Source organism: Micromonospora sp. WMMD729, from assembly GCF_049315225.1.
Taxonomy (GTDB): Bacteria; Actinomycetota; Actinomycetes; order Mycobacteriales; family Micromonosporaceae; genus Micromonospora.
Genome location: NZ_CP186059.1, coordinates 5,141,715 through 5,167,702 on the forward strand (window position 1 = coordinate 5,141,715; position 25,988 = coordinate 5,167,702).

19 protein-coding genes, 2 tRNA genes and 3 rRNA genes are annotated in these 25,988 nt (G+C 68.4%); 7 read left to right on the forward strand and 17 right to left on the reverse strand.

The window, feature by feature from the left end:
• Positions 1-68: 68 nt before the first annotated feature.
• A complete protein-coding gene (locus tag ACN263_RS23440) occupies positions 69-1,544 on the forward strand; it encodes a VOC family protein (protein ID WP_422736489.1) in 1,476 nt (491 codons plus the stop codon).
• 19 nt (positions 1,545-1,563) lie between these two features.
• Here ACN263_RS23440 and ACN263_RS23445 read toward each other — a convergent pair whose 3' ends face one another.
• The 3 genes from ACN263_RS23445 to ACN263_RS23455 are packed head-to-tail and all read right to left on the reverse strand — an operon-like array spanning position 1,564 to position 5,971.
• Positions 1,564-2,025 (reverse strand): DUF4233 domain-containing protein, encoded by a 462-nt coding sequence (locus ACN263_RS23445; protein WP_422736490.1) that lies wholly within the window; start codon positions 2,023-2,025, stop codon positions 1,564-1,566.
• Complete coding sequence (locus ACN263_RS23450) at positions 2,022-3,356, reverse strand: bifunctional folylpolyglutamate synthase/dihydrofolate synthase (protein WP_422736491.1); 1,335 nt, start codon at positions 3,354-3,356, stop codon at positions 2,022-2,024. Before ACN263_RS23450 ends, ACN263_RS23445 begins: the two co-directional genes overlap by 4 nt.
• Positions 3,353-5,971 carry a valine--tRNA ligase gene (locus tag ACN263_RS23455; protein ID WP_422736492.1) on the reverse strand — a complete coding sequence of 873 codons (2,619 nt, stop codon included), beginning with the start codon at positions 5,969-5,971 and terminating at the stop codon, positions 3,353-3,355. The genes ACN263_RS23450 and ACN263_RS23455 overlap by 4 nt, the downstream gene beginning before the upstream one ends.
• A gap of 69 nt (positions 5,972-6,040) precedes the next feature.
• Here ACN263_RS23455 and ACN263_RS23460 point away from each other — a divergent pair, with 69 nt between their 5' ends.
• Positions 6,041-6,727, forward strand: coding sequence for a hypothetical protein (locus ACN263_RS23460; RefSeq protein ID WP_422736493.1), 687 nt, complete (start codon positions 6,041-6,043; stop codon positions 6,725-6,727).
• A gap of 460 nt (positions 6,728-7,187) precedes the next feature.
• Here ACN263_RS23460 and rrf read toward each other — a convergent pair.
• The 3 genes from rrf to ACN263_RS23475 form a co-directional block, all read right to left on the reverse strand.
• A 5S ribosomal RNA gene (gene rrf, locus ACN263_RS23465) occupies positions 7,188-7,304 on the reverse strand.
• 85 nt (positions 7,305-7,389) lie between these two features.
• Positions 7,390-10,501, reverse strand: a 23S ribosomal RNA gene (locus ACN263_RS23470).
• Positions 10,502-10,882: 381 nt separating this feature from the next.
• A 16S ribosomal RNA gene (locus tag ACN263_RS23475) occupies positions 10,883-12,397 on the reverse strand.
• Together the 16S, 23S and 5S rRNA genes form the textbook arrangement of a ribosomal RNA operon.
• Before the next feature lie 637 nt (positions 12,398-13,034).
• On the opposite strand from ACN263_RS23475, the gene ACN263_RS23480 reads away from it, so the two are divergent.
• Positions 13,035-13,259, forward strand: coding sequence for a hypothetical protein (locus tag ACN263_RS23480; RefSeq protein ID WP_422736494.1), 225 nt, complete (start codon positions 13,035-13,037; stop codon positions 13,257-13,259).
• A 3-nt stretch (positions 13,260-13,262) separates the two neighbouring features.
• On the opposite strand, the gene ACN263_RS23485 is transcribed toward ACN263_RS23480, so the two are convergent.
• Entirely contained in the window at positions 13,263-14,060 is a 798-nt protein-coding gene (locus tag ACN263_RS23485; RefSeq protein WP_422736495.1) for a carbon-nitrogen hydrolase family protein, read from the reverse strand.
• A gap of 39 nt (positions 14,061-14,099) precedes the next feature.
• The gene (locus ACN263_RS23490) at positions 14,100-14,933 is read right to left on the reverse strand and encodes an EamA family transporter (RefSeq protein ID WP_422736496.1); all 834 of its coding nucleotides are present in this window, start codon (positions 14,931-14,933) and stop codon (positions 14,100-14,102) included.
• 41 nt (positions 14,934-14,974) lie between these two features.
• Here ACN263_RS23490 and ACN263_RS23495 point away from each other — a divergent pair, with 41 nt between their 5' ends.
• The gene (locus ACN263_RS23495) at positions 14,975-15,595 is read left to right on the forward strand and encodes a helix-turn-helix domain-containing protein (RefSeq protein WP_422736497.1); all 621 of its coding nucleotides are present in this window, start codon (positions 14,975-14,977) and stop codon (positions 15,593-15,595) included.
• A gap of 27 nt (positions 15,596-15,622) precedes the next feature.
• On the opposite strand, the gene clpX is transcribed toward ACN263_RS23495, so the two are convergent.
• From clpX to ACN263_RS23520, 5 genes are all read right to left on the reverse strand, one after another.
• On the reverse strand, positions 15,623-16,918 hold the full coding sequence (gene clpX, locus ACN263_RS23500; RefSeq protein ID WP_421472742.1) for an ATP-dependent Clp protease ATP-binding subunit ClpX: 1,296 nt from the start codon (positions 16,916-16,918) through the stop codon (positions 15,623-15,625).
• Positions 16,919-17,129: 211 nt separating this feature from the next.
• Positions 17,130-17,792 (reverse strand): ATP-dependent Clp protease proteolytic subunit, encoded by a 663-nt coding sequence (locus ACN263_RS23505; RefSeq protein ID WP_357133539.1) that lies wholly within the window; start codon positions 17,790-17,792, stop codon positions 17,130-17,132.
• A 10-nt stretch (positions 17,793-17,802) separates the two neighbouring features.
• The gene (locus tag ACN263_RS23510) at positions 17,803-18,444 is read right to left on the reverse strand and encodes an ATP-dependent Clp protease proteolytic subunit (RefSeq protein WP_088988027.1); all 642 of its coding nucleotides are present in this window, start codon (positions 18,442-18,444) and stop codon (positions 17,803-17,805) included.
• Positions 18,445-18,614: 170 nt separating this feature from the next.
• Entirely contained in the window at positions 18,615-19,961 is a 1,347-nt protein-coding gene (tig, locus tag ACN263_RS23515) for a trigger factor (RefSeq protein WP_422736498.1), read from the reverse strand.
• A 117-nt stretch (positions 19,962-20,078) separates the two neighbouring features.
• Positions 20,079-20,152: transfer RNA gene (locus tag ACN263_RS23520), tRNA-Pro, on the reverse strand.
• 339 nt (positions 20,153-20,491) lie between these two features.
• Between ACN263_RS23520 and ACN263_RS23525 the strand changes: the two genes are divergently transcribed.
• A tRNA-Gly gene (locus tag ACN263_RS23525) sits at positions 20,492-20,565 on the forward strand.
• A gap of 129 nt (positions 20,566-20,694) precedes the next feature.
• Here the strand turns inward: ACN263_RS23525 and ACN263_RS23530 are convergent.
• From ACN263_RS23530 to ACN263_RS23540, 3 genes are read right to left on the reverse strand one after another with little or no spacing between them, the layout of a single operon-like run.
• Positions 20,695-21,099, reverse strand: a complete 405-nt coding sequence (locus ACN263_RS23530; protein WP_422736499.1) for a type II toxin-antitoxin system VapC family toxin — start codon at positions 21,097-21,099, stop codon at positions 20,695-20,697.
• The gene (locus ACN263_RS23535) at positions 21,096-21,293 is read right to left on the reverse strand and encodes a hypothetical protein (RefSeq protein ID WP_422736500.1); all 198 of its coding nucleotides are present in this window, start codon (positions 21,291-21,293) and stop codon (positions 21,096-21,098) included. The genes ACN263_RS23530 and ACN263_RS23535 overlap by 4 nt, the downstream gene beginning before the upstream one ends.
• 18 nt (positions 21,294-21,311) lie before the next feature.
• Positions 21,312-21,986: an NAD(P)-dependent oxidoreductase gene (locus tag ACN263_RS23540; RefSeq protein ID WP_422736501.1), complete on the reverse strand. Its 675-nt coding sequence runs from the start codon at positions 21,984-21,986 to the stop codon at positions 21,312-21,314.
• Positions 21,987-22,087: 101 nt separating this feature from the next.
• Between ACN263_RS23540 and ACN263_RS23545 the strand changes: the two genes are divergently transcribed.
• A complete protein-coding gene (locus ACN263_RS23545) occupies positions 22,088-22,465 on the forward strand; it encodes a winged helix-turn-helix transcriptional regulator (protein WP_422736502.1) in 378 nt (125 codons plus the stop codon).
• A 52-nt stretch (positions 22,466-22,517) separates the two neighbouring features.
• Here ACN263_RS23545 and ACN263_RS23550 read toward each other — a convergent pair whose 3' ends face one another.
• Entirely contained in the window at positions 22,518-23,639 is a 1,122-nt protein-coding gene (locus ACN263_RS23550) for a hypothetical protein (RefSeq protein WP_422736503.1), read from the reverse strand.
• Positions 23,640-23,794: 155 nt separating this feature from the next.
• Here ACN263_RS23550 and ACN263_RS23555 point away from each other — a divergent pair, with 155 nt between their 5' ends.
• The gene (locus ACN263_RS23555; RefSeq protein ID WP_422736504.1) at positions 23,795-25,942 is read left to right on the forward strand and encodes a M14 family zinc carboxypeptidase; all 2,148 of its coding nucleotides are present in this window, start codon (positions 23,795-23,797) and stop codon (positions 25,940-25,942) included.
• Positions 25,943-25,988: the final 46 nt, after the last annotated feature.

Here is a 25,988-nt window from a genome sequence, read left to right on the forward strand (position 1 = left end):
GCGGCGGCCGGTCTTTCCTCCGGTGGCCGATCCGGCCTAGCCTGGCCCTGACCCCCGGGAGGTCCACTGTGGCGAATGGCGGGAACCGGCCCATCGCGCCGGTACGCAAGCTGATCGGCACGGTGCTCGGCACCGTGGCCACCTTCGTCGTCCTCTTCGGGCTGGGCATGACCAGCTGGGCCATCGTCGCGCTCGGCGTCGCCCTGCTGGTGCTGGCGATCGCGCTGGCCACCGTGAAGGGCGGCGGACGCACCTGGGTGGTCGGCGTGGCGCACGTGCACAGCGCCTCCGAACCACCCACCCAGTACGCGTTCGGCCGGTGTGAGCTGCAACTGGTCATCGACGCGCCCGGCCTGCCACCGCGCTCCAAGAAGATCATCGAGCCGCGGGTGCCGGTGTCCAAGTGGCCGTCGCTGGGGCAGACCCTGCCCATCCGGGTCGCGCTCGACGACCAGCGGCACGTCAAGGTCCTCTGGGACGAGGTGCCCACCCACGCCGAGACCGCCGCGGCCGTGGCGGACCTCCCGCCCGAGTTCGGCGACGTCGACGCCGTGGACGACGTGCTGATCCAGCAGGACGCCCCGCCGTGGGCGGACCGCGCGCCCGACGACGACTTCCGGGACGCGCGCGGCGGCGACCCGCTCGGCCCCGATCCGTTCCGCGATCCGCGCGGCGGTGATCCGTTCCGTGACCCACGCGGCGGCGATCCCCTGCGCGAGGACCGGTCCGGCCTCCCCGACGAGCGCGAGCCGGTGGTGGTGAGCCAGTCCCCGGGCGGTCCGGTGGTCCTCGAAGGCGTCGTCGTCGAGCAGCAGCCCGGCGCGGGCCTGCCCCGACGGGCCACTCCCGCACCCCGACCTCCGGCCGAGGAGCACTTCGAGCAGCCCGACGCCGACCCGGCCGGCCCGGGTGACGACCGCCCCACCGAGTCCGACGACGACCGCCCGGACACGCCGGCGCAGGCCCGGTCCGCGCCCGGCGCGGACCGGACGACCGAGGCCCCGCCGACGCAGCGGACCGGCCCGGTCGTGGTGGATCCGCTGGACCCGCTGGACCTGCCGCTCGACGATCCGACCCCGGTGGGAGCGGTCCGCGAGACGGTCACCGCCGAGACCCTGGACGAGGCGATCTTCGGGTACGACGGGGCGTCCGCGGCGGACCCGGCCGGCCCGATCAGTGGCGTCGGCCTGACCCTGCTGGTCACCGACCTGGCCCGGTCGCTCGGCTTCTACCGCGACATGCTCGGCTTCACCGAGGTCGACCAGGGCACCGGCAACGCGGTGCTCGCCTTCGGCGCGACCCGGCTGGTGCTGCGCGAGGTGACCGGGGCGGCCCCGATCAGCCGGCGGCTCGTGCACGTCAACCTCGAGGTCGACGACATCGAAGCGGCGTACGGGCGGCTGCGTGACTCCGGTGTCCGCTTCACGTACGCCCCGCGGGTGGTGAACCGGGGCAGCAAGCTGGAGGTGTGGGCGGCGGCCTTCCGGGACCCGGACGGCCACGGCATCGCCCTGACCCAGTGGCGCGAACGGGCCGACGCCTGACCCGTGGCCGCCCCGGGCGTCAGCCGAGGATGACCCGGCGGACGTGCAGTGCGTACGCCCAGACCAGGGCGAAGATGATGCCCAGCACGAGCAGGGACCAGTGCAGCAGCCCGGCCAGTATCAGCAGGCCCTGCAACACGGTGCCGGCGTGCCAGGCCCAGGGGCGGCGCATCATGCCGGCCAGCAGGATGGCGGCCACCGCCAGGGCCACCACCACGGCGATCGCGGCCCCGTCGAGGTCACCGCCAACCACCCGGATCGGCTGGATGGCCAGCAGCAGCACCAGCGCCTCCAGGCCGAGCGTGCCGGCGCCCAGACCCCGGACGGCCGCCTGCGGGTTCCGGAGCCCGGAGCGTCGTACCTGCCCGGCCTCCGGCTCCCCGGAGCCCGCTGCGGGTACGCCCTGGACCGGCCCGCCGGCCCCGGCGTCCGCGTCGGTCGGGTTGTCGGTGGCGCGGGGGTCGCGCTCGGGGCCGGTCATCGCTTCAGCAGCCGGCGGGCGTCGGCGACCGTGACCACCGAACCCGTCACCAGGACACCGACGCCGCTGAGCTCACCAGGTACGTCCTCCTCGGCCAGCGCGACCGCCAACTCGATCGCGTCGGGCATGTCCTCGGCCACCTCGACGCGCTCCTCGCCGAAGATCTCGGCGGCCAGGGCGGCGAGTTCCTTCGTCGGCATCGCCCGGGGCGAGCTGTTGCGGGTCACCACCACCAGGTCGGCCACCGGCTCCAACAGCTCCAGCAGGCTGCTCGCGTCCTTGTCGGCGAGGACACCCACCAGAGCGACCAGCTTGCTGAACGCGAACTCCTCCTGCAGGGCGGTCACCGTGGCGGCCATGCCGTGCGGGTTGTGCGCGCCGTCCAGCAGGACGGTCGGGGCGCTGCGGACCCGCTCCAACCGGCCCGGGGAGCTGGCCGTGGCGAACCCTTCCCGGACGGCCTCGATGTCCAACTGGCGGCGGGCCCCGGCCCCGAGGAACGCCTCGACGGCGGCCAGCGCCACCGCCGCGTTCTGCGCCTGGTGCGCCCCGTGCAGGGGGATGAACACGTCGTCGTAGACGCCGCCGAGCCCCTGCAGCTTGAGCACCTGACCACCGACGGCCACCGCCCGGCTCAGCACGCCGAACTCGGCGCCCTCGCGGGCGATGGTGGCGCCCACCTCGGCGCAGCGTTCGAGCAGCGGACGCGCGGCCTCCTCCTCCTGCGCGGCGGCGATCACGGTGGCACCCGGGTGGATGATGCCGGCCTTGGCCAGCGCGATGTCCTGGAGCGTGTCGCCGAGCCACTCGGTGTGGTCCAGGCCGATCGGAGTGATCACGCAGACGCCGGCCTGGATGACGTTCGTGGCGTCCTCGGCGCCGCCGAGCCCCACCTCGACCACGGCGATGTCGACAGGCGCGTCGGCGAACGTGGCGAACGCCAACGCGGTCGTCATGTCGAAGTACGTCAGCGGCTCGTCCGACCGCGCGTCGACCAGCTCGGCCAGCGGCTTGATCTCGCCGTACACCGTGGCGAACCGTTCTTCGCTCACCGGTTCGCCGTCCAGGCTGATCCGCTCCCGGACGGTCTCCAGGTGCGGACTCGTGTACCGGCCGGTGTGCAACCCGAACGCCCGCAGCAGCGAGTCGATCATCCGGGCGGTGGACGTCTTGCCGTTGGTGCCGGTGAGGTGGATCGACGGGTACGCCCGCTGCGGACTGCCGAGCAGGTCGAGCAGCGACTCGATGCGGTCCAGCTCGAACACCGTGCGGGTGAACCCGCGGGCGTTCAGTTCGGCTTCGGCGGCGGCGAAATCGGTACGGTCGGTCACGAGGTAAGTGTCTCCAGAGCAGCGTCGATCCGGACCAGGTCGGCCTCGGCGGTGGCGAGCCGTTCGCGGATCTTCGCGACGACCGGCTCGGGGGCCTTGCCGACGAAGGCCGGGTTGTCGAGCTTCGCCCGGGCCTGCGCGACCTCCTTCTCGGCGGCGGCGCGGTCCTTGGTCAGCCGGGCCCGCTCGGCGGCCACGTCGATCGACCCCCGGGTGTCCAACGCGACACCGACCGCGCCGGGCATGGCCAACGTCGCGCTGGCCTGGAAGTCGTCGCCGGCGGGGTCGAGGCGCACCAGCGATCGGATCAGCGGCTCGTGGGCCGCGATGCCGGCCCCGGCCAGGCCGTCCAGCCGGGCCGCGACCCGCTGCGTCGGGCGCAGCCCCTGGTCGGAACGGAACCGGCGGATCTCGGTGACGACCCGCTGCACGGCGGACAGCTCGACCTCGGCGGCGTCGTCGACAAGCGACCGGTCGGCCACCGGCCAGGCGACGGCCTGCACCGTCTCGCCGCCGGTCAGCGCGAGCCACAACTCCTCGGTGACGAACGGGATGACCGGGTGCAGCAGCCGCAGCAACTGGTCCAGGACGTGCCCGAGCACCCGACGGGTGACCTCCGCCTGTGCACCGCCCTCGGCGAGCACCGGCTTGCTCAGCTCGACGTACCAGTCGCAGACGTCGTCCCAGGCGAAGTGGTAGAGCAGGTCGCACACCTTGGCGAACTCGTACGCCTCGAACTGCTCGTCGACCTCGGCGGTGACATGCGCGAGTCGGGACAGGACCCACCGGTCGACGGTGGAGAGCTGCTCGACGGCCGGCAGGTCGCCGCTCGTGTGCGCGCCGTTCATCAGCGCGAACCGGGTGGCGTTCCAGAGCTTGTTGCAGAAGTTGCGCGAGCCCTGGCACCACTCCTCGCTGACCGGCACGTCCTGGCCGGGGTTCGCGCCCCGGGCCAGGGTGAACCGGGTGGCGTCGGCGCCGTACCTGTCGATCCAGTCCAGCGGGTCGACCACGTTGCCGAACGACTTCGACATCTTCTTGCCGAACTGGTCCCGCACCATGCCGTGCAGCGCGACCACGTCGAAGGGCGGCCGGCCGTCCATCGCGTAGAGACCGAACATCATCATCCGGGCTACCCAGAAGAACAGGATGTCGTACCCGGTGACCAGCACGCTGGTCGGATAGAACTTCGCCAGGTCCGGGGTCTCCTCCGGCCAGCCCAGGGTGGAGAACGGCCACAGCCCGCTGGAGAACCAGGTGTCCAGGACGTCCTCGTCCTGGTGCCAGCCCTCGCCGGTCGGCGGCGTCTCGTCGGGGCCGACACACACGATCTCGCCGGCAGGGCCGTACCAGACCGGGATGCGGTGCCCCCACCAGAGCTGGCGGGAGATGCACCAGTCGTGCATGTTGTCGACCCAGGCGAAGTAGCGCTTCGCCAGCTCGGCCGGCTCGATCCGCACCCGGCCGTCGCGCACCGCGTCACCGGCGGCCTGGGCGAGCGGGGCGGTGTTCACGAACCACTGCAACGACAGCCGCGGCTCGACGGTCGTCTTGCAGCGCGAACAGTGACCGACCGCGTGCACGTACGGGCGCTTCTCGGCGACGATCAGGCCCTGCTCGCGCAGCGCGGCCACGATCGCCGGCCGCGCCTCGAACCGGTCCAGCCCCTCGAACGGGCCGGGCACGGTGATGACGCCGCGCTCGTCCATCACGGTCAGCGAGGGCAGGTCGTGCCGCTGCCCGATCTCGAAGTCGTTCGGATCGTGGGCGGGGGTGACCTTGACCATGCCGGTGCCGAAGGACGGGTCGACGTGCGCGTCGGCGACGATCGGGATCCGCCGGCCGGTGAGCGGCAGCTCGACCTCGGTGCCGATGAGGTGCTGGTAGCGCTCGTCGTCGGGGTGCACCGCCACGGCGGTGTCACCGAGCATCGTCTCGGCCCGGGTGGTGGCCACCACGACCTCGTCGCTGTAGCGGATGGAGATCAGCTCACCGTCGTCGTCGGTGTGCTCGACCTCGATGTCCGACAGCGCTGTCAGGCAGCGCGGGCACCAGTTGATGATCCGGTTGGCCCGGTAGATGAGGCCGTCGTCGAAGAGCTTCTTGAAGATCGTCTGGACCGCCCGGCTGAGGCCGGCGTCCATGGTGAAGCGCTCCCGGTCCCAGTCGACGGAGTCGCCGAGGCGGCGCATCTGGCCGAGGATCTTGCCGCCGGACTCGGCCTTCCACTGCCAGACCCGCTCGACGAACTTCTCCCGACCCAGGTCGTGCCGGGACAGGCCCTCGGCGGCGAGCTGACGCTCGACCAGGTTCTGGGTGGCGATGCCCGCGTGGTCCATGCCGGGCAGCCAGAGCGCCTCGAAGCCCTGCATCCGCTTACGCCGGGTCAGGGCGTCCATCAGCGTGTGCTCGAACGCGTGGCCCATGTGCAGCGACCCGGTGACGTTCGGCGGCGGAATGACGATGGTGAAGGGGGGCTTGTCGCTGTCGGCGGAGGCCCGGAAGTGCCCAGCGGCTACCCACTGCTCGTACCGTCGCTGCTCTACCTCGCCGGGCTGGTACTGGCCGGCAAGGGTCGGAACGTCGGGGCGTCGGGCATCCAGTCTCTCGGTCACCTGACAAGTCTACGAAGGGCTTCCGCGGACCTGACGTGCGCCACCTGTCGTTCGCGTACGGTGTCGGCTATGTCCGACGCACATCTCACCGACCGGTCGCTCGACCACGGCCCTGAGCCGGTCGAACTGACCGAGGAGCCGATCCAGCTGAGCACGCGGGACACCGGCGGCGACCCCGACGAGCGCTCCGGAGGCTGGTCCCGCCGTCGCAAGATCGGCTGGACGGTCGCGCTGGTCGTCGGTCTCGCGGGCGCGGGTGTGCTGGGGGTCGGCGGGTGGCGTGTGGCCCAGCAGAAGGACACCCGGCTGACCTCGCCCGATCAGGTGGCGGGGTTGACCCGGGACGACAGCGAGCGGGCCAAGAGCACGGCGGACTACCTGCGCAGCGGCCTGGCCGCCGACATCGACCTGGACCGCAGCTTCGGGACCGTCTACCGCGACCCCGCGGACGACAAGCGGTCGGTCCTGGTCTTCGGCGGCACCACCCTGCTCTGGCAGCCCGAACGCGACCTGGACAGCCTCTTCGGCCTGATGTCCGACGAGACGGGTGCGGTCACCGGACTGCGCGAGGTGGACGCCGGCGAACTGGGTGGCGTCATGAAGTGCGGCAGTACGAGTGGTGAGGGCGGCGACTTCGCGGTGTGCGGCTGGGCCGACCACGGCAGCGTCGTGATGGCGATGTTCCCCGGCAGGTCGGTGACCGACGCCGGCGCCCTGCTCCGCGACCTCCGCACCGACATGCAAACCCGCAACTAGATCGCCGAGCCGCCCACCGGACCCCGGCCTGTCGTGATCGAGACGACGTCGCCGATGTGGGGGTGTCCCGCTGGCCTGACCGGCCGATGTCGCCGATCTGGAGTCGATCACCGACGGATCGCGCCTTCGCCAACTCCACCCCTGCCTCCGCGAGTGCCGGCACCTGGCGCAAGCGCCCAACCCCCCCGCCACCGCCACGCCCGCCCTCTCGCCCTCTCGCCCTCTCGCCCTCTCGCCCTCTCGCCCTCTCGCCCTCTCGCCCTCTCGCCGGGGTGATCATGAAGTTATTGCCATGACACGCCGGTGCCGGTGGCAATAACTTCATGATCACCCCGCGGGTCGCGCAGTGCGAGGCGCGCGGGCCCGGGGATGGGGCCGGCGCGGGTTGAAGGGCCCGCACGGTTTTGGGCGGGAATGCAGAAAAGGCCACCCCAACGGGGGTGGCCTTTTCTGGAAGATTGTCCGGCGGTGTCCTACTCTCCCACACCCTCACGAGTGCAGTACCATCGGCGCTGGAGGGCTTAGCTTCCGGGTTCGGAATGTAACCGGGCGTTTCCCCTCCGCCATGACCGCCGTAACTCTATGAACATATCAACCAACCCGGCACAACACTCACGGGTGGGTGTTTGTTCAGAGTTGCACAGTGGACGCGTAGCAGCTTAGTAGTCAAGTCCTCGGCCTATTAGTACCGGTCAACTGAACCCGTTACCGGGCTTACATTTCCGGCCTATCAACCCAGTCGTCTAGCTGGGGGCCTTACCCCACCAAAGGTGGGTGGGATACCTCATCTTGAAGCAGGCTTCCCGCTTAGATGCTTTCAGCGGTTATCCCTTCCGAACGTAGCTAACCAGCCGTGCCCCTGGCGGGACAACTGGCACACCAGAGGTTCGTCCGTCCCGGTCCTCTCGTACTAGGGACAGCCCTTCTCAAGTATCCTACGCGCACGGCGGATAGGGACCGAACTGTCTCACGACGTTCTAAACCCAGCTCGCGTACCGCTTTAATGGGCGAACAGCCCAACCCTTGGGACCTGCTACAGCCCCAGGATGCGACGAGCCGACATCGAGGTGCCAAACCATCCCGTCGATATGGACTCTTGGGGAAGATCAGCCTGTTATCCCCGGGGTACCTTTTATCCGTTGAGCGACACCGCTTCCACTCGCAAGTGCCGGATCACTAGTCCCGACTTTCGTCCCTGCTCGACCTGTCAGTCTCACAGTCAAGCTCCCTTGTGTACTTGCACTCAACACCTGATTGCCAACCAGGCTGAGGGAACCTTTGGGCGCCTCCGTTACCCTTTAGGAGGCAACCGCCCCAGTTAAACTACCCACCAGACACTGTCCCTGAACCGGATAACGGTCCGAAGTTAGATACCCAAATCAACCAGAGTGGTATTTCAAGATTGCCTCCACCCATACTGGCGTATGAGCTTCACCGGCTCCCACCTATCCTACACAAGCTAACTCAAGTACCAATGTCAAGCTATAGTAAAGGTCCCGGGGTCTTTCCGTCCTGCCGCGCGTAACGAGCATCTTTACTCGTACTGCAATTTCGCCGGGCCTGTGGTTGAGACAGTGGGGAAGTCGTTACGCCATTCGTGCAGGTCGGAACTTACCCGACAAGGAATTTCGCTACCTTAGGATGGTTATAGTTACCACCGCCGTTTACTGGCGCTTAAGTTCTCCGCTTCGCCCCAAAAGAGCTAACAGGTCCCCTTAACGTTCCAGCACCGGGCAGGCGTCAGTCCATATACATCGAATTACTTCTTCGCATGGACCTGTGTTTTTAGTAAACAGTCGCTTCCCCCTGCTCTCTGCGGCCATACAACGCTCCACCCGCGCGGGGCTTCACGTCTCCGGCCCCCCTTCTCCCTAAGTTACGGGGGCAATTTGCCGAGTTCCTTAACCACAGTTCGCCCGATCGCCTCGGTATTCTCTACCTGACCACCTGTGTCGGTTTGGGGTACGGGCCGCTAAGAACTCGCTAGAGGCTTTTCTCGGCAGCATAGGATCACTGACTTCACCTGAATCGGCTCGGCATCACGTCTCAGCCCCATGGTGTGCGGATTTGCCTACACACCGGCCTACACGCTTACCCCGGCACAACCACCGGCCGGGCTCAGCTACCTTCCTGCGTCACCCCATCGCTTGACTACTACCCGCCAGGTTCCCACGCTCCCCACCATCCGTCCGAAGACATCAGCTGGTTCGGGTGGTTAGCACAACGAGGTTCATCAGGGACGCTCTTTCGCGGGTACGGGAATATCAACCCGTTGTCCATCGACTACGCCTCTCGGCCTCGCCTTAGGTCCCGACTCACCCAGGGCGGATTAGCCTGGCCCTGGAACCCTTGGTCATCCGGCGGAAGGGTTTCTCACCCTTCTTTCGCTACTCATGCCTGCATTCTCACTCGTGCCGCGTCCACAACTGGGTCACCCCGCTGCTTCACCCCCGGCACGACGCTCCCCTACCCATCCACACACCTGCACGGCACATCAAGGCGCCGCGAAGTAAAAATGTGAATGCCACAGCTTCGGCGGTGTGCTTGAGCCCCGCTACATTGTCGGCGCGGAACCACTTGACCAGTGAGCTATTACGCACTCTTTAAAGGGTGGCTGCTTCTAAGCCAACCTCCTGGTTGTCTATGCGACCCCACATCCTTTTCCACTTAGCACACGCTTAGGGGCCTTAGCTGGTGATCTGGGCTGTTTCCCTCTCGACTACGAAGCTTATCCCCCGCAGTCTCACTGCCGCGCTCTCACTTACCGGCATTCGGAGTTTGGCTGATTTCGGTAAGCTTGTGGGCCCCCTAGACCATCCAGTGCTCTACCTCCGGCAAGAAACACGCGACGCTGCACCTAAATGCATTTCGGGGAGAACCAGCTATCACGGAGTTTGATTGGCCTTTCACCCCTAACCACAGGTCATCCCCCAACTTTTCAACGTTGGTGGGTTCGGCCCTCCACGCGGTCTTACCCGCGCTTCAGCCTGCCCATGGCTAGATCACTCCGCTTCGGGTCTAGAGCATGCGACTACGATCGCCCTATTCAGACTCGCTTTCGCTACGGCTCCCCCACACGGGTTAACCTCGCCACATGCCACTAACTCGCAGGCTCATTCTTCAAAAGGCACGCCGTCACCCCGCAAGGCTCCGACGGATTGTAGGCGAACGGTTTCAGGTACTATTTCACTCCCCTCCCGGGGTACTTTTCACCATTCCCTCACGGTACTCGTCCGCTATCGGTCACCAGGAAGTATTTAGGCTTACCAGGTGGTCCTGGCAGATTCACGGCAGATTTCAGGGGTCCGCCGCTACTCGGGAACACCCACAGAAGACCAGCCACTTTCACCTACCGGACTATCACCGCCTACGGTTGGCTTTTCCACACCATTCGGCTAGCAGCTGGCTTTATAACTCCTCGAGCGCATGTCAGTACACTCAGCGGGGTCCCACAACCCCGACCACGCAACCCCTGACAGGTATCACACGCAGCCGGTTTAGCCTCAATCCGCTTTCGCTCGCCACTACTCACGGAATCACTAAATTGTTTTCTCTTCCTACGGGTACTGAGATGTTTCACTTCCCCGCGTTCCCTCCACACACCCTATGTGTTCAGGTGTGGGTGACACCACATGACTGGTGCCAGGTTTCCCCATTCGGACACCCTGGGATCACAGCTCGGTTGACAGCTCCCCCAGGCCTATCGCGGCCTCCCACGTCCTTCATCGGCTCCTGGTGCCAAGGCATCCACCGTTCGCCCTTGACAACTTGACCACAAAGATGCTCGCGTCCACTGTGCAATTCTCAACAAACAACCAACCCACAACCCACAAGCCCCACACCAGCAACCACACCCCACAGGGCGCCATCCGGTATGCGAGACCAGGCCATGCCTGGCAGACTCCCGAGATCATCAACCTCGGATCAGTCTCTGAAAGACAACCACCGGTTGTTCTTTCAGGACCCAACAGGGTGCTTACATTCTTCCTCAGCCGCACCAGAATCATGTCCGTTCCCACCACCGAAGTGGCTGTACTAGGTGATCCCGGCCGTTGCCGAGGACAAACTTGCCAGTGTCTCCGCCATTGAGCACCCCACCACCACATTCGGGCAGTGCGGGCTCCTTACCGACTTTCGTCGGAAGGTGCTCCTTAGAAAGGAGGTGATCCAGCCGCACCTTCCGGTACGGCTACCTTGTTACGACTTCGTCCCAATCGCCAGCCCCACCTTCGACGGCTCCCTCCACAAGGGTTGGGCCACCGGCTTCGGGTGTTGCCGACTTTCGTGACGTGACGGGCGGTGTGTACAAGGCCCGGGAACGTATTCACCGCAGCGTTGCTGATCTGCGATTACTAGCGACTCCGACTTCACGGGGTCGAGTTGCAGACCCCGATCCGAACTGAGACCGGCTTTTTGGGATTCGCTCCACCTCACGGTATCGCAGCCCATTGTACCGGCCATTGTAGCATGCGTGAAGCCCTGGACATAAGGGGCATGATGACTTGACGTCATCCCCACCTTCCTCCGAGTTGACCCCGGCAGTCTTCGATGAGTCCCCGCCATAACGCGCTGGCAACATCGAACGAGGGTTGCGCTCGTTGCGGGACTTAACCCAACATCTCACGACACGAGCTGACGACAGCCATGCACCACCTGTGACCGCCCCCGAAGGACCCCCCATCTCTGGAGGTTTTGCGGCCATGTCAAACCCAGGTAAGGTTCTTCGCGTTGCATCGAATTAATCCGCATGCTCCGCCGCTTGTGCGGGCCCCCGTCAATTCCTTTGAGTTTTAGCCTTGCGGCCGTACTCCCCAGGCGGGGCGCTTAATGCGTTAGCTGCGGCACAGGGAACCGGAGAGGCCCCCCACACCTAGCGCCCAACGTTTACAGCGTGGACTACCAGGGTATCTAATCCTGTTCGCTCCCCACGCTTTCGCTCCTCAGCGTCAGTATCGGCCCAGAGACCCGCCTTCGCCACCGGTGTTCCTCCTGATATCTGCGCATTTCACCGCTACACCAGGAATTCCAGTCTCCCCTACCGAACTCTAGCCTGCCCGTATCGACCGCAGGCTTGGGGTTGAGCCCCAAGTTTTCACGGTCGACGCGACAAGCCGCCTACGAGCTCTTTACGCCCAATAAATCCGGACAACGCTCGCGCCCTACGTCTTACCGCGGCTGCTGGCACGTAGTTGGCCGGCGCTTCTTCTGCAGGTACCGTCACTTCCGCTTCGTCCCTGCTGAAAGAGGTTTACAACCCGAAGGCCGTCATCCCTCACGCGGCGTCGCTGCATCAGGCTTCCGCCCATTGTGCAATATTCCCCACTGCTGCCTCCCGTAGGAGTCTGGGCCGTGTCTCAGTCCCAGTGTGGCCGGTCGCCCTCTCAGGCCGGCTACCCGTCGTCGCCTTGGTAGGCCATCACCCCACCAACAAGCTGATAGGCCGCGAGCCCATCCCAAGCCGAAAAACTTTCCACCCCCAGCCATGCGGCCAGAAGTAATATTCGGTATTAGCCCCCGTTTCCGAGGGTTATCCCAAAGCTTGGGGCAGGTTGCTCACGTGTTACTCACCCGTTCGCCGCTCGAGTACCCCGAAGGGCCTTTCCGCTCGACTTGCATGTGTTAAGCACGCCGCCAGCGTTCGTCCTGAGCCAGGATCAAACTCTCCAACAAAAACTTGTCGAACAGTCATCCCGACAACAAAATGTTGCCAAAGGAATCCCAACCAACAACCCACCAAAGCAGGCTGCCAGTCCGGGGTATAAATCATAATTGGCACTGGCTTTACAAGCACCCTGTTGAGTTCTCAAAGAACAACCACACACCGATCAGAAGCCCCACATTCCGTGGAACCCCGTTTCGGGGCAACCGCTCAAACCTACTTGGTCGAACTTGCATTGTCAACCTCGTATTCGAGGCGATCAATCTGGTTCGTCCGGACCCACGATGACGCACGCCGTATCCGGCGGTCGTTACTGTCGTGGGAAGCCGCAGACCGGCCGATCGCCGCTTCGCGGCTCTCCGCCCGGCTCCTGCCGGCTTCAGCACTCTACCCGGTCGGCTTCGCGTCCGCAACCCCGTCTCCGAGGTGTTTCGCACCGCCCGATCTCAGTCTCGCTCGGCGTCTCCGCCACGAGCCTGGCGCCCGCTCTCGGCCGGTTTGTCCGGCCTCCCTCGTGCAGAGAGAAAGTTACGCGGACGGCCCGGAGAAGGCAAATCAGGGTTCATCACTGGTTCGGGGCGAGCCGATCGGCGCGGTGTGCGCCGTGGTCGGCGACGCGACGCGCGTCGACGTGCCAGAGTGTCAGTCATGGATGAGTCCGGGCTGAAAACCGCGGTGTTCGCCGAGGAAGCACTGCTCGGCGTCCTGCTGCCGTTCTGGCAACTGGTGATCGGCGCGGTCGTGCTGGTGGTCCTGGTCTTCTCGGTAGGCCGACTGGCCCGGCGGGGCCGATCCCGGATGACCACCGCCCTGCTGGTCACCGCCGCCGTCATCGCCGGCCTCGCGACGATCGGCGTTCTGCTCGAGGGCTGAGTCTCAGAGCCGGCGGTTGGCGAGGCTCGGCAGCTCGGCCCGGATCACGGCGAGCCGGTCGAGGTCGAGGTCGGCGACGGCCACCCCAGGCCCGTCGGGCAGTTGGGTCAGGATCGTCCCCCACGGGTCGACCACCATGCTGCGCCCGAAGCAGGTGCGGCCCGGCTCGTGGTCACCGGTCTGACCGGCCGCCGCCACGAAGCACTGGTTCTCGATGGCCCGCGCCCGCAGCAGAACCTCCCAGTGATCCCGCCCGGTGTGCATCATGAACGCCGCCGGCACCACCAGGAGCTGGGCGCCGCCCTCGGTGGCGAGCCGCCGGTACAGCTCCGGGAAGCGCAGGTCGTAGCAGATCGACAGCCCGACCCGAAGACCCTCCACGTCCACCACGACGGGCTGACTGCCGGGCGCGACGGTCTCCGACTCCCGGTAGGAGACGCGGCCGGGGATCTCCACGTCGTACAGGTGGATTTTGCGGTAGCTGGCGGCCAGGCTGCCGGTGCGGTCGAAGACCAGCGACGTGTTCCAGGTGTGCGCCGGGTCGGGGCCGGCCTCGTGGAACGAGCCGGCCAACACCCACATGCCCAACCGCCGCGCGACGCCCGCGAAGAAGCTGCCCACCTCACCGTCGACCGGCTCCGGCTCGGGCAGTCCGGCCTCGGGGCCGAGATAGTCGACGTACTCGGGAAGGATGGCCAGGTCCGCGCCGCCGGCGGCGGCGCGTTCCAGCAGCAGCTCCGCGGCGGCCAGGTTGGCCTTGCGGTCGTCCCGGGCGTTGAGCTGGCAGACGGCGACGCGCATGAGCCCAGAGTACGACCGGACAGGCCGGTGTGGACAGCCTCAGATGCTGGCCAGCACCAGCGCGCCCGCGGCGAACCCGAGGCCGGCGAATTGGACCGGCCGGAGCCGTTCGCGGTCGACGGCGAGCGCGAGCAGCACCGTGCTGGCGGGGTAGAGCGCCGCGATCGCCGCCACGATGCTGAGGTGTCCACGGGCGGCGGCGGCCAGGAAGAGCGCGTTGGCGGCGCTGTCGAGGAGGCCGGCGACGGCCGCCCAGCCCAGCACCCGTCGTCCGAGCCGCAGCCGCACCCCGGTGCCGGCGGCGAGGAGCAGGCCGAACGCGATCGAGCTGGCCCGGACCGCCGCCACCGGCCACATGCCCGCGTCCTCGCTGGCCTGTCCGAGCAGGGTGAAGAAGACGCCGAAGAGCGCGCCGGCCGCGAGGGCGAGCCCGACCAGTCGGGCGGGGACGCTCCGGCGGCCGCCGCCCTCGCCGAGGCTGACCAGGGCGATCGCGACCACCGCGAGGCCGGCGCCGGTGAGCGCCGGGGCGCCGGGGAAGGTCGAGGTGAACAGGCCCGCGACGATCGGCACCACGGCGGCGGTGATCGCGGTGACCGGTGCCACCACGGCCATCATCCCGCCGGAGAGTGCCCGGTAGAGCAGCACGATGCCGCCGGCGCCCGCTACCCCCGCGCAGAGTCCCCAGGCGATGTCGGTGGCGGTCGGTGACCCCGGCACCACGAGCACCAGAGCGACCAGCAGCGGGACGCTCAGCAACTGGGAGACCACGGTCACCGCGATCGGGTCGGCGCGGCGGGACGCCTTGCCGCCGGAGAAGTCGGCGGTGCCGAACGCGACTGCGGACACCGCTGCCAGGAGAATGGAGAACATAGCACTGTCGTACCACAATAGTGACCGTGAAGGATAGTTTGATGACCGACGCAGGTGACCGGGTCAGTGCCGTGACAGCCGCGGTGGCCCGACAGGTACGGGAGCTGCGCGCCGCCCGCGGCTGGTCCTTCGAGGAGCTGGCCGGCCGGTCCGGGGTGAGCAAGGCGATGCTGGTGCAGATCGAGAACTCGCGCACCAACCCCAGCGTCGGCACACTGTGCCGGGTCGCCGACGCGTTCGGCGTCAACATCGCCCGGCTGCTCGAGCCCGACGAGGAGCAGACCGTACGGATCAGCTCCACGGCCGAGGCGCCCGTGCTCTGGCAGGGCGAGCACGGCGGCACCGGCCACCTGCTCAGCGGGCTCGGCGAGCCCGACCTCGTCGAGCTGTGGGACTGGCGGCTGGAACCCGGAGAGCGACACCGCTCGGCCGACCATCCCCGGGGTACCCGGGAGGTGCTGCACGTCCTCGCCGGAACGGTGGTCGTCCGCGTGGACGGGCAGGATCACACCGTACGGGCCGGGGAGACCATCGAGTTCCACGCCGACCGGGAGCACGGCTACCGCAACGACGCCGACGAACCAGCTCGGCTGATGATGGTGACGGTCACCCCGTCGGGCGAGTGGGACCGCCGTACACGGTCACGCCGGCCGCGTCAGTGACGAACGGCCGGCGTGACGTGGAGCGGTTCAGGCCGACTTCTCCTCGCGGTCCCGCCGGGCCCTACGGCCGGTGAACTCGCGCGGAACGATCGTCGGGTTGACGTTCTCCAGGACGACCTCGCGGGTGATCAGCACCCGGGCGGCGTCCGGGTTGCTCGGCACCTCGTACATCGCGGAGAGCAGGACCTCCTCGATGATGGCCCGCAGACCACGGGCGCCGGTGCCCCGCAGCATGGCCTGGTCGGCGATGGCCTCCAGCGCCGCCTCGTCGAACTCCAGCTCGACGCCGTCCAGTTCGAACAGACGCTGGTACTGCCGGACCAGGGCGTTACGCGGCTCGGTGAGGATGCGCACCAGGGCGCTCCGGTCCAGGCTGCGCACGTTGGTGATCACGGGGAGCCGGCCGACGAACTCGGGGATGAGCCCGAACTTGAGCATGTCCTCCGGCATGACCTGGCTGAAGATGTCATCGGTCGACCGCTCGGACACCGACCGCAGCCGGGCACCGAAGCCGGTGCCGCCCTGGCCGGTGCGGGACTCGATGATCTGGTCGAGGCCGGCGAACGCGCCACCGCAGATGAACAGCACGTTCGTGGTGTCGATCTGGATGAACTCCTGGTGGGGGTGCTTGCGACCGCCCTGCGGCGGGACGTTGGCGACCGTGCCCTCGAGCATCTTGAGCAGGGCCTGCTGCACACCCTCGCCGGAGACGTCCCGGGTGATCGACGGGTTCTCCGACTTACGGGCGATCTTGTCGACCTCGTCGATGTAGATGATGCCGGTCTCGGCGCGCTTGATGTCGTAGTCGGCGGCCTGGATCAGCTTGAGGAGGATGTTCTCCACGTCCTCGCCGACGTAGCCCGCCTCGGTCAGCGCCGTGGCGTCGGCGATCGCGAACGGGACGTTCAGCATCCGGGCGAGGGTCTGCGCCAGGTGGGTCTTGCCGCACCCGGTCGGGCCGAGCAGCAGGATGTTGGACTTCGCCAGCTCGACGGCGTCACTGCCGGAGCCCGGCGCGCCGGCCGCCTCGGCCTGGATGCGCTTGTAGTGGTTGTAGACCGCGACGGCGAGCGCCTTCTTGGCCTGGTCCTGCCCCACGACGTAGTTGTCGAGGAACTGGCAGATCTCCATCGGCTTGGGAAGCTCTTCCCACTTCACCTCGCCGGACTCGGCCAACTCCTCTTCGATGATCTCGTTACAGAGATCGATGCACTCGTCGCAGATGTAGACCCCGGGGCCCGCAATGAGCTTCTTGACCTGCTTCTGCGACTTACCGCAGAAGGAGCATTTCAGTAGGTCGCCGCCGTCACCGATCCGTGCCACCTACGTTCTCCCTGCACTCGTCGGCCGGAGACCCGGCCCTGACCTGCGGACGCTGCGCGCCGCCCGGCTTGGTTCACTTCGTCGACCCGACCGGCGAAGCGGTACGGACCCGACGTTACCCGCTGGCGGGGCATTCTCCGACCCCCAAAACGGGTGTGTCAGAGGCCGGCCGGGAACTTCACGCCCCGGCCAACCTCTGACCCGGTACAGCTCAGCTGGCGGAGTGGGTCGCCAGCAGACCCTTCTTCCGGCTGGTCAGAATCGTGTCGACCAGCCCGTACTCCTTGGACTCCTCGGCCGTCATGATCTTGTCACGGTCGATGTCCTTGCGGACCTGCTCGATGGGACGGTTGCAGTGGCGGGACAGCATGTCCTCCAGCTGCGTCCGCATCCGCAGGATCTCCCGGGCCTGGATCTCGATGTCCGAGCCCTGCCCGTAGCCGCCCTCGGTGGCCGGCTGGTGGATGATGATCCGCGAGTTCGGCAGCGCCATCCGCTTGCCCGGGGTGCCCGCCGACAGCAACACGGCCGCGGCGCTGGCCGCCTGCCCGAGGCAGACCGTCTGGATGTCGGGGCGGACGTACTGCATGGTGTCGTAGATCGCCGTCATCGCGGTGAACGAGCCACCCGGCGAGTTGATGTACATGATGATGTCGCGGTCCGGGTCGGTGCCCTCCAGCGTCAGCAGCTGGGCCATCACGTCGTTGGCCGACGCGTCGTCCACCTGGACGCCGAGGAAGATGATCCGGTCCTCGAAGAGCTTGTTGTACGGGTTCGACTCCTTGACCCCGTACGACGTGCGCTCGACGAACGACGGCAGCACGTAGCGGTTGTGCACGGCCGCGAACTGGGGCGGCAGGCTCAGGTCGGTCATCGTCAGCTCCTCAGCTCAGGGTCCCGGCGCCATCCGGAACCTGAGCGGCCCCGATGATCACCTTGTCGATGAAGCCGTAGTCCATGGCCTCCTGGGCGGTGAACCAACGGTCCCGGTCCGAGTCCGCCTCGATCTGCGACTGGTCTTGGCCGGTGTGGTGCGCGACCCGCTCCTGGAACATCCGCTTCGTGTAGAGCATCTGCTCCGCCTGGATGGCGATGTCGGACGCCGTGCCGCCCAGACCACCGGACGGCTGGTGCATCATGATCCGGGCGTGCGGCAGGGCGTAGCGCTTGCCCTTGGTGCCCGCGCAGAGCAGCAGCTGACCCATCGAGGCCGCCATGCCCATCGCCACGGTCGACACGTCGTTGTCGATGAACTGCATGGTGTCGTAGATCGCCATGCCCGAGTAGACCGAGCCACCCGGCGAGTTGATCCACAGGTTGATGTCGCGGTCCGGGTCCTCCGCGGCGAGCAGCAGCAGCTGCGCGCAGATGCGGTTGGCGACCTGGTCGGTCACCTCACTGCCCAGGAAGATGATGCGCTCCTTGAGCAACCGGTTGTAGACCGAGTCGTCGAGGTTGCCAATGGAGTCGCCACCGCGCGCGTCAATCGCCCGGAGCGACTTCTTGGGGATGTGCATGTCGGTCATGGCAGCCCTTCGCTCTCCGTACCGTCTTTCCCGACACTAACCGCTGTGCGGGGCGGCAGAGTCCCGGTCGGGGCACTGTTCGCTCTCAGCGCAGTCGCGTCGGGGCGTACCCGGAAAAGGGTTTGGCCGCCGTGCACCGCGCAGCGGCGGACGGCGGCCGCACCCGACGATCAGTGCTCGTGGTTGTGCTCGGCCTCGTTGGCGGCGCGCAGCGCGTCCAGGGTGACCGGGTTTCCGGCCGAGTCCTTGATCGTGATGCGCTCCATGACGGCCGCGAGCGCCTTGCCACGCCGCACGTCACCGAAGACCGCGGCGGCGGCGCCGGAGCGCACCAGCTGGTCGTAGTACTGCTGCGGGGCCATCCCGGCGCGCTGCGCCCGGTGCACGATCTCGTGCCCGAACTCGTCGTCGGAGACCTGCACGTCCTCCGCGTCGGCCAGCGTGTCGAGCAGGAGCTGCACCTTGACGCCCTCGGTGGCCGCCTCGGTCAGCTCGGTGTCGATCTGCTCCTCGGTCTTCTCCTCGGCCGCGAGGTATTCCTCCAGGGAGGCGCCGATCCGCTCGAGCTGGTCGACCATCGCCTGCTTGCGGCTGGCGACCTCCTCGCGCACCACGCCCTCCGGCGCCGGCACCTCGGCGGCCTCGACCAGCTGCGCCAGCGCCTTGTCGCGGGCGGCGTAGATCTGCTCGACCTGCTTGCCCTGGGTGACCCGGGCCCGCAGGTCGCCGCGCAGCTCCTCGATCGTGTCGAACTCGCTGGCCATCTGCGCGAACTCGTCGTTCAGCTCCGGCAGCTCCTTCTCCTTGACCGTGCGCACGGTCACCGCCACGTCGGCGTCGCGGCCGGCGAAGTCGCCGCCCACGAGCTGGGTGGTGAAGGTGGTGCTGTCACCGGCGGCGAGGCCGACCACAGCCTCGTCCAGGCCCGGCAGGAGCTGCTTGCTGCCCACCTCGTGGGAGATGTTGCTGGCCTGACCGCCCGGCACGTCCTCGCCGTCGACGGTGGCGTTCAGGTCGATCTGCACGTAGTCGCCCTCGGCGGCGGCCCGCTCGACCGTCTTGAGGGTGGCGAACCGCTCCCGCAGGTTCTTGACCTGCTCGTCGATCTCGCTGTCGTCGATCTGCAGCTCGTCGACGGTCACCTCGATGGTCGAGGCGTCCGGGATGGTGATCTCCGGGCGGACGTCGACCTCGGCGGTGAAGTTCAGCGAGTCACCGTCGTTGAACTCGGTGATCTCGACCTCGGGACGCCCCAGCGTCTTCAGGTCGTGCTCGCGCACCGCGGCCATGATGTTCTCCGGGATGGCCTCCTGGACCGCCTCGTTGAGGACGGTGCCCCGGCCCACCCGCTGGTCGATCACCGCGGTCGGCACCTTGCCCCGGCGGAAGCCCGGGACCTGGACCTGCGAACCGATCTCCCGGTACGCCTTCTTGAGGCTCGGCTCGAGCTCGACGAACGGCACCTCGATGGCGAGCCGCACGCGCGTCGGGCTCAGAGTCTCGACGGTGCTCTTCACAGGCGTACTCCTTGACGGATCTGGGTTTGATTCTGGGCCTTCGATTGGCCCATCGAGTGTAGGCGAGCCGGCAGGGCCGGCTCGCAGCGCCCGGGGCGACCCGGACGCGGACGACAGTCGGGGTGGCGGGATTTGAACCCACGGCCCCTCGCTCCCAAAGCGAGTGCGCTACCAAGCTGCGCCACACCCCGTGGCGACGTGCAGTCTATGCCGTCGCCGCGCCTCAGGCAGTGCCGGGGCGTCCGTCACCCGGACAGATCACCCATCCCGCCCCATCCTGCCCGTCAAGATCCGCGCGCGCCGCGCGCCGCAAGATCCGCCCGCGACGCGCGCCGCAAGATCCGCGCAACATCGCGGAAACTGCGGCTTCCCGGCGCGGGGATGCCACAACTTCGGTGTTGTTGTGCGGATCTTGAGGGGCGTCGCGCGACGTCGCGACGACACGACGCCGCGGGGGCGGCGGCGCGGTCGCGCGCCCACGACCGGCATTGGGTACGCTGTCCGCGCGCCCCGTTCCGGCGGGGCCGAGCGCGGGCGTAGCTCAATGGCAGAGCTTCAGTCTTCCAAACTGACGGTGCGGGTTCGATTCCCGTCGCCCGCTCCAGCAACAACGGCCCAGGCAGACCGCATGATCGCGGCGCCTGGGCCGCTCGCTTCTCCCCCCGCCCGATCGGCACGAGATACGGCGCAACATCATCAACCGGGCAGCTTCGCGGCGAGCAATGTCGTGGTGCTACGAGACGTCGAACAGTCGTAGGCCGTCGTACTCGGCGAAGTCGGCGTAGTCCTTGCCGTTGAAGGTCGCCAGCGGCAGCCGGTCGACCAGGCAGCAGGCCGCGATCCAGGAGTCGTTCGTCGGCCGGGGCCGCCCCCGGTGCTGCGCCCGCGCCTGAAGCTGGCCCCAGGTCGTCGCCACCGAATCGTCGAAGGGCAGCAGGACCACGGCGGATCGCCACTGCGCCAGGTCAGCCAGCTTGCGCGGCCCCCAACTCCGCAGGACGGTCCACTTGGTCAGTTCGCCGAGCGTGACGAACGTGATGCACAAGGTCCTACCGGCGAGCCGGGCACGAAGTCGATCATGCAGACGGCCGCGCAGGATCGCCGACGCGACGTCGGTATCCAGGACGACCAGGCTCACGCGGCGCTGGCCCGCCGAGAGGCGTACAGATCAGCGAGGAATTCGTCCAACTCTTCGTCGGACTCGAACAGGTCCGGCCGGGCCAGGTCGTCGACGGAGGCGACCGGTCGCACACCCTGCCGGCGGGCCAACTCCTCGGCGGGCACATGCTCAGCGGTCGGCCACTCGGGCATTCGCTCGGCGCCGCTCGACATCACGACCCACCTCCTCCATCACACACCGCCACTCATTGTCGCACGGTCAGTACCGGCAGCGCCGTCACTCGGCGCCTCGTGGACGCTCACGGCGGCGCGGTGGTGGCGGGGCGTCTCCACCTCGTCGAGCAGCGCGACCGCGAAGTCCGGGTAGCTGATCCGGCTGGCCGGGTCACCGTGCTCGGCGAACCGGTAGCGGCCGGTACGCGTGCCGCCGTGGTCGAAGTCGCCGGCGGGTGCCACGTACGCCCAGTCGAGGTCGCAGGCCCGGAGCTCGTCCAGGCCCGCCGCGTGGCCGAGGTAGAAGGAGCGGTACTCGTCGGGGTAGCCGGGCTCGTCCATCAGGGCGACGCCGGACGCGCCGGGCATGATCGAGGCGAGGCCGACGACCAGCAGGCGGCGTACGCCCGCCTCCGCGAGGCCGGTGGCCAGGGCGCGGGACGAGGTCGAGAAGAAGTCGTGCGGTGGCCGGGACAGGTCGACGGCGGCACTGATCGCGGCGTCCTGCCCGACGGCCGCGTGTGCGACGCTCGCGGCGTCCGTGACGTCACCGGGCACCAGGTGCGCGTCGACCAGGCCGGCGTGGGCCGCCGGGTCGCGCACCACGGCGGTGACCCGGTGGCCGCGTCGGTGCGCCTCGGCGACGGCCTGCCGCCCGGCCCGGCCGCCCGCGCCGAAAACCACGATGTTCATGCCGAACGCCTTTCCCCAGGGCCGGAGCCCGTGCGCCCGGCCGGTTCGGCGACGCTATCGCCGGGCCTGGTTACCACCGGGATACCAGCTACCGTCGGACCATGAGGCAACCCCTGCCCGCCGACATGTTCGACGAGCTGTGCCCCTCCTCGCTCAATCCGATCCGGTTCGGTGACAAGTGGGCGGCGCTCATCATCCGCTGCCTGGAACACGGGCCGCGCCGGTTCTCCGAGCTGCGCGTGCCGCTGCGTCGCGTCACCCCGAAGGTCCTCACCCAGTCGCTGCGCTCGCTCGAACGGGACGGGTTGGTCACCCGCACCGTCCACGCCGGATCTGCCGCGCACGTCGAGTACGAGCTGACGCCGGTGGGCCGCAGCATGCTCGAACCGATCGCGGTCGCGTGCGCCTGGGTCGCGCAGCACTGGGACGAGCTGCTCGACGCCCGTGAGGCGTACGACAGCGGGACGGACGCACGGTGACCGGCACCCGTCCCGCGGGGGCGGGACGGACGCCGGTCTCCCCCGTTGCTGGTCAGTTCGTCGGCACCAGCAGGTAGGCCCGGCGCGCGCGGTCACCGCCCTGGGCGCAGTCGGTCGGGCAGGCGAAGCCGACGATGACGCCGTCGTCGTTGACGTCCTCGGCGGAGCGGAGCGTCACCGTCGACGGGAGGTTCGCAACGCGGGTGTTCAGGTCGACCATCCGACCGCCCTGCCACAGGAACGCCCGCTCGTTGTAGGACCCGTCGCCGCTGGTCCGGGCGATGCCCACCACCTGGCCGGTCTCGTTCACGGCCCGCGCCTCGGAGTAGTTGCCGCCGAGGGAGCCGAGGTCGCGGATGGTGCCGTTGCGCCAGAGCGTGGCGCGCAGCTGGCCGCTCGTGTTCTGCGAGATGCCGACGACGTGGCCCCGGTCGTTGATGTCCCGGGCGTACGTCGACTCCGTGACACCGCCCAGGGTGCCGAGGTCCGTGAGCGCCCCGCCGGAGTAGACGAAGGCGTGCAGGCCACCGCCGGGCACGGCGGCGCCGCCCACGACGTGCCCGGCGGAGTTCACGCCGTACGCGATGCTGTCCGTGCCCCACGGGCCGGCCTGACCGCCGAGCGTGCCCAGGTCGATGACCTTGCCGTCGCGCCAGACGACCGCCCGGGTCGGTGCCCCCTGCTGCTCGAACCGGGTGCCGACCACCACGCCGTCGTCGTTGACGTCGTTCGCCGCGCTGCCGCTGCCCGGCCCGTAGCCGGTGCCGAGGTCGGCCATCATCCCGCCGGAGTACCGGAAGGCGTGCGGAGGGTCGGTGGCGTTGACGTGGGTGGCCCCGACGACGACGCCCCGCTCGTTGATACCGGCGGCGGAACTCGCGCCGTACGTGCCGGCGTACCGGGCGCCGAGGTCGCTCAGCACCCCGTTCGTCCAGGCGAACGCGTGGAAGTTGTAGACACCGTCGATCGTGGAGACGCCCACCACGGTACGGGCGTTGTTGAGGGCGTAGCCGTCGCTGGTGCGCGGCTCCCCCGTACTCGGCACACCGAGCGTGCCCAGGTCCACGAAGGTGTACGTGGGCAGCGCCACGGCTGCCGTCGCGACCCCCGGCGCGGTCGCCACCGCGCTGGTGAGCACGATCAGGAAGGCCAGGCTTCTGCGTAGTCGACTCATCGACGGTCCCCTCGTTGGCTACGTGTGAGGGAATGATGTCCGTCGACGCGACCGGACGACCTTACGCCGCCCTTACCGATCAGCGCCCTTGACATGTGCCGATCCGTGCACTGGTGTAAGGACCAGATGCATCGACGTCCGTCACAGGAGGGCACATGATCGTCCGACGACGGTGGACGGCTGCCGCCACCACAGCGATCCTGATCAGCGCGGCGCTGTCCCATCCCGGTCCCGCGACGGCGGCGCCCGCCGCCGACAGCACACCGATCACCCTGGCCGCCACCGAGACCGCGCTGGTCCGGGTGCAGTTACGCGACCAGGCCCAGCTCGACCGGCTCGTCGCCACCGGCGCCGACCTGGCCAACCGACCCCGGGCCCGGGACGGGCGGATCCTCGCCGACCTGGTGCTGACCGGCGCGCAGCTCGCCGACCTCACCGCCCAGGACGCCACCGCCACGCAGGTCGTGCAGCGGGCCGGCGACGGCAGCCGGCACTTCGCCGAGAGTGTCCGCGCGGCGCGGGCGCGTACCGCCGCCGGTCTGGGCGCCCCGGCCGCCGGTCAGCGGACGGCAGGGGCCGTCGGGGTCGACACCCTCGCGGTGCAGCAGGCGTACTGGTGGACCACCGGTGGGCAGACGTTCCTCCAGGCGCAGGTGGCCACCACCGCCACCGACGACCCGGACGTCGAGATCACCGTCAGCTGGCGGACCGCGGACGGCGCCACCGGGTCGTTCCCGCTCTACCGGTTCGAGGACTCGGGTGAGTACCAGTACCACTACAACCTCCCCCAGCCGGTACCGAGCCGGCCGGTCCAGTTGACCGCGACCTCCAGCCTCGGCGGGGTCAGTCGGGCCGTCACACCGACGCTGTGGCCGAACGCCACCCCGCCGCCGCTGCCCGCCGGCTACCAGAAGGACTTCATCGACGCGTACCTGACGCCGGTGGACATCCAGGCGCGGATCAAGCGGCTCGCGCGCCAGTACCGGGACCTCGTCGACGTCATCGACCTGCCGAACAAGACCCAGGGGTACCGGCGGACCGCCGTCGCGTACCTGGGCGACCCGGCGGTCGCCGCCGTGGTCGTGGAGTCGGTCCGCTTCGGCGACCAGGGCATGAACGGCGTCCAGGTGCGCACGGTCGACCCGGGTCGCCCCAACCGGCCACTGTCCGTCGGCTACCGCGACCGGGTCCTCACGGTCAGCCTCGCCACCGACGCCGCCGGCAAGACGGTGAGCACCACCGACGACGTCGCGGCGGCCATCAACGCCCGGCAGGCGAACCGGTTCCGGGCCACCGTCGAGGACGGCTCGACGGGGCTGCCGATGCCGGTCGCCGGCCCGGCCCGCCTCGACGACGGGCTCCAGGGCACCGAGGTGCCGGCGAAGCCGTGGACGGTGCAGGCGCTACGCCTCGGCGTGCACCGGGACGGCTCCCGGATCGGCGTGCTGGCGTACTCCCAGGAGCACGCCCGGGAGTGGGCCACCCCGCTGGTGACGCTGGAGTTCGCCGAACGGATGCTGGCGAACGCCCGTACCGACCCGGCCACCCGTGAACTGCTGGAACAGGTCGACGTGTTCGTCATCCCGACGGTCAACCCGGACGGGGCGAACTACTCGTTCAACGACTACAACTTCCAACGCAAGAACCTGGTCAACCACTGCACCGGGTCGGCCCGGGACCCGAGGTACCGCACCTCGTGGGGCGTCGACCTGAACCGCAACTACACCGTCGGCTCGTACTTCGACGGGTACGTGGGGGCCAGCGGAAACTGCCTCTCCGGCAACTACGCCGGCACCGCGGAGCTGTCCGAGGCCGAGAGCGGCAACGTGATCGCGCTGGCCAAGGCCCACCCGAACATCAGGTTCGCGATGAACGTGCACTCCTACGGCGGGTACTTCATGTGGCCGCCGGGCGCGTACCGGGCCGACGGGCGGATCACCCTGCCCCGGCCGTCGATCGACGAGTCGACCCTGTTCCTGAACAGCGCCCGACGGATCGTCGGCGCCATCGCGCAGGAACGCGGCACGGTCACCTGGCCGTCGCAGACCGGCCCGGTCGCCGACGTGCTCTACTCCGCCGCCGGCAACTCGGCCGACCAGCTCTACTACGAGCTGGGCATCTTCGCCTGGGACTTCGAGGTCGGCAACGACCGCTGGAACCCGGCCACCGGCGAGTGGGAGGGCGTCGGCTTCCAGCCACCGTTCGACGAGGCGCACGGCGAGTCCCAGGAGTACGCGGGCGGTCTGGTCGAACTGGTCCGGGTGGCCCGCGACCACGCCGCCGCCGAGGCCGCCCGGGGCTGACCTCCCCGGCCGTGGACCCCGAACGACGGACACACCGGCCGGCCGC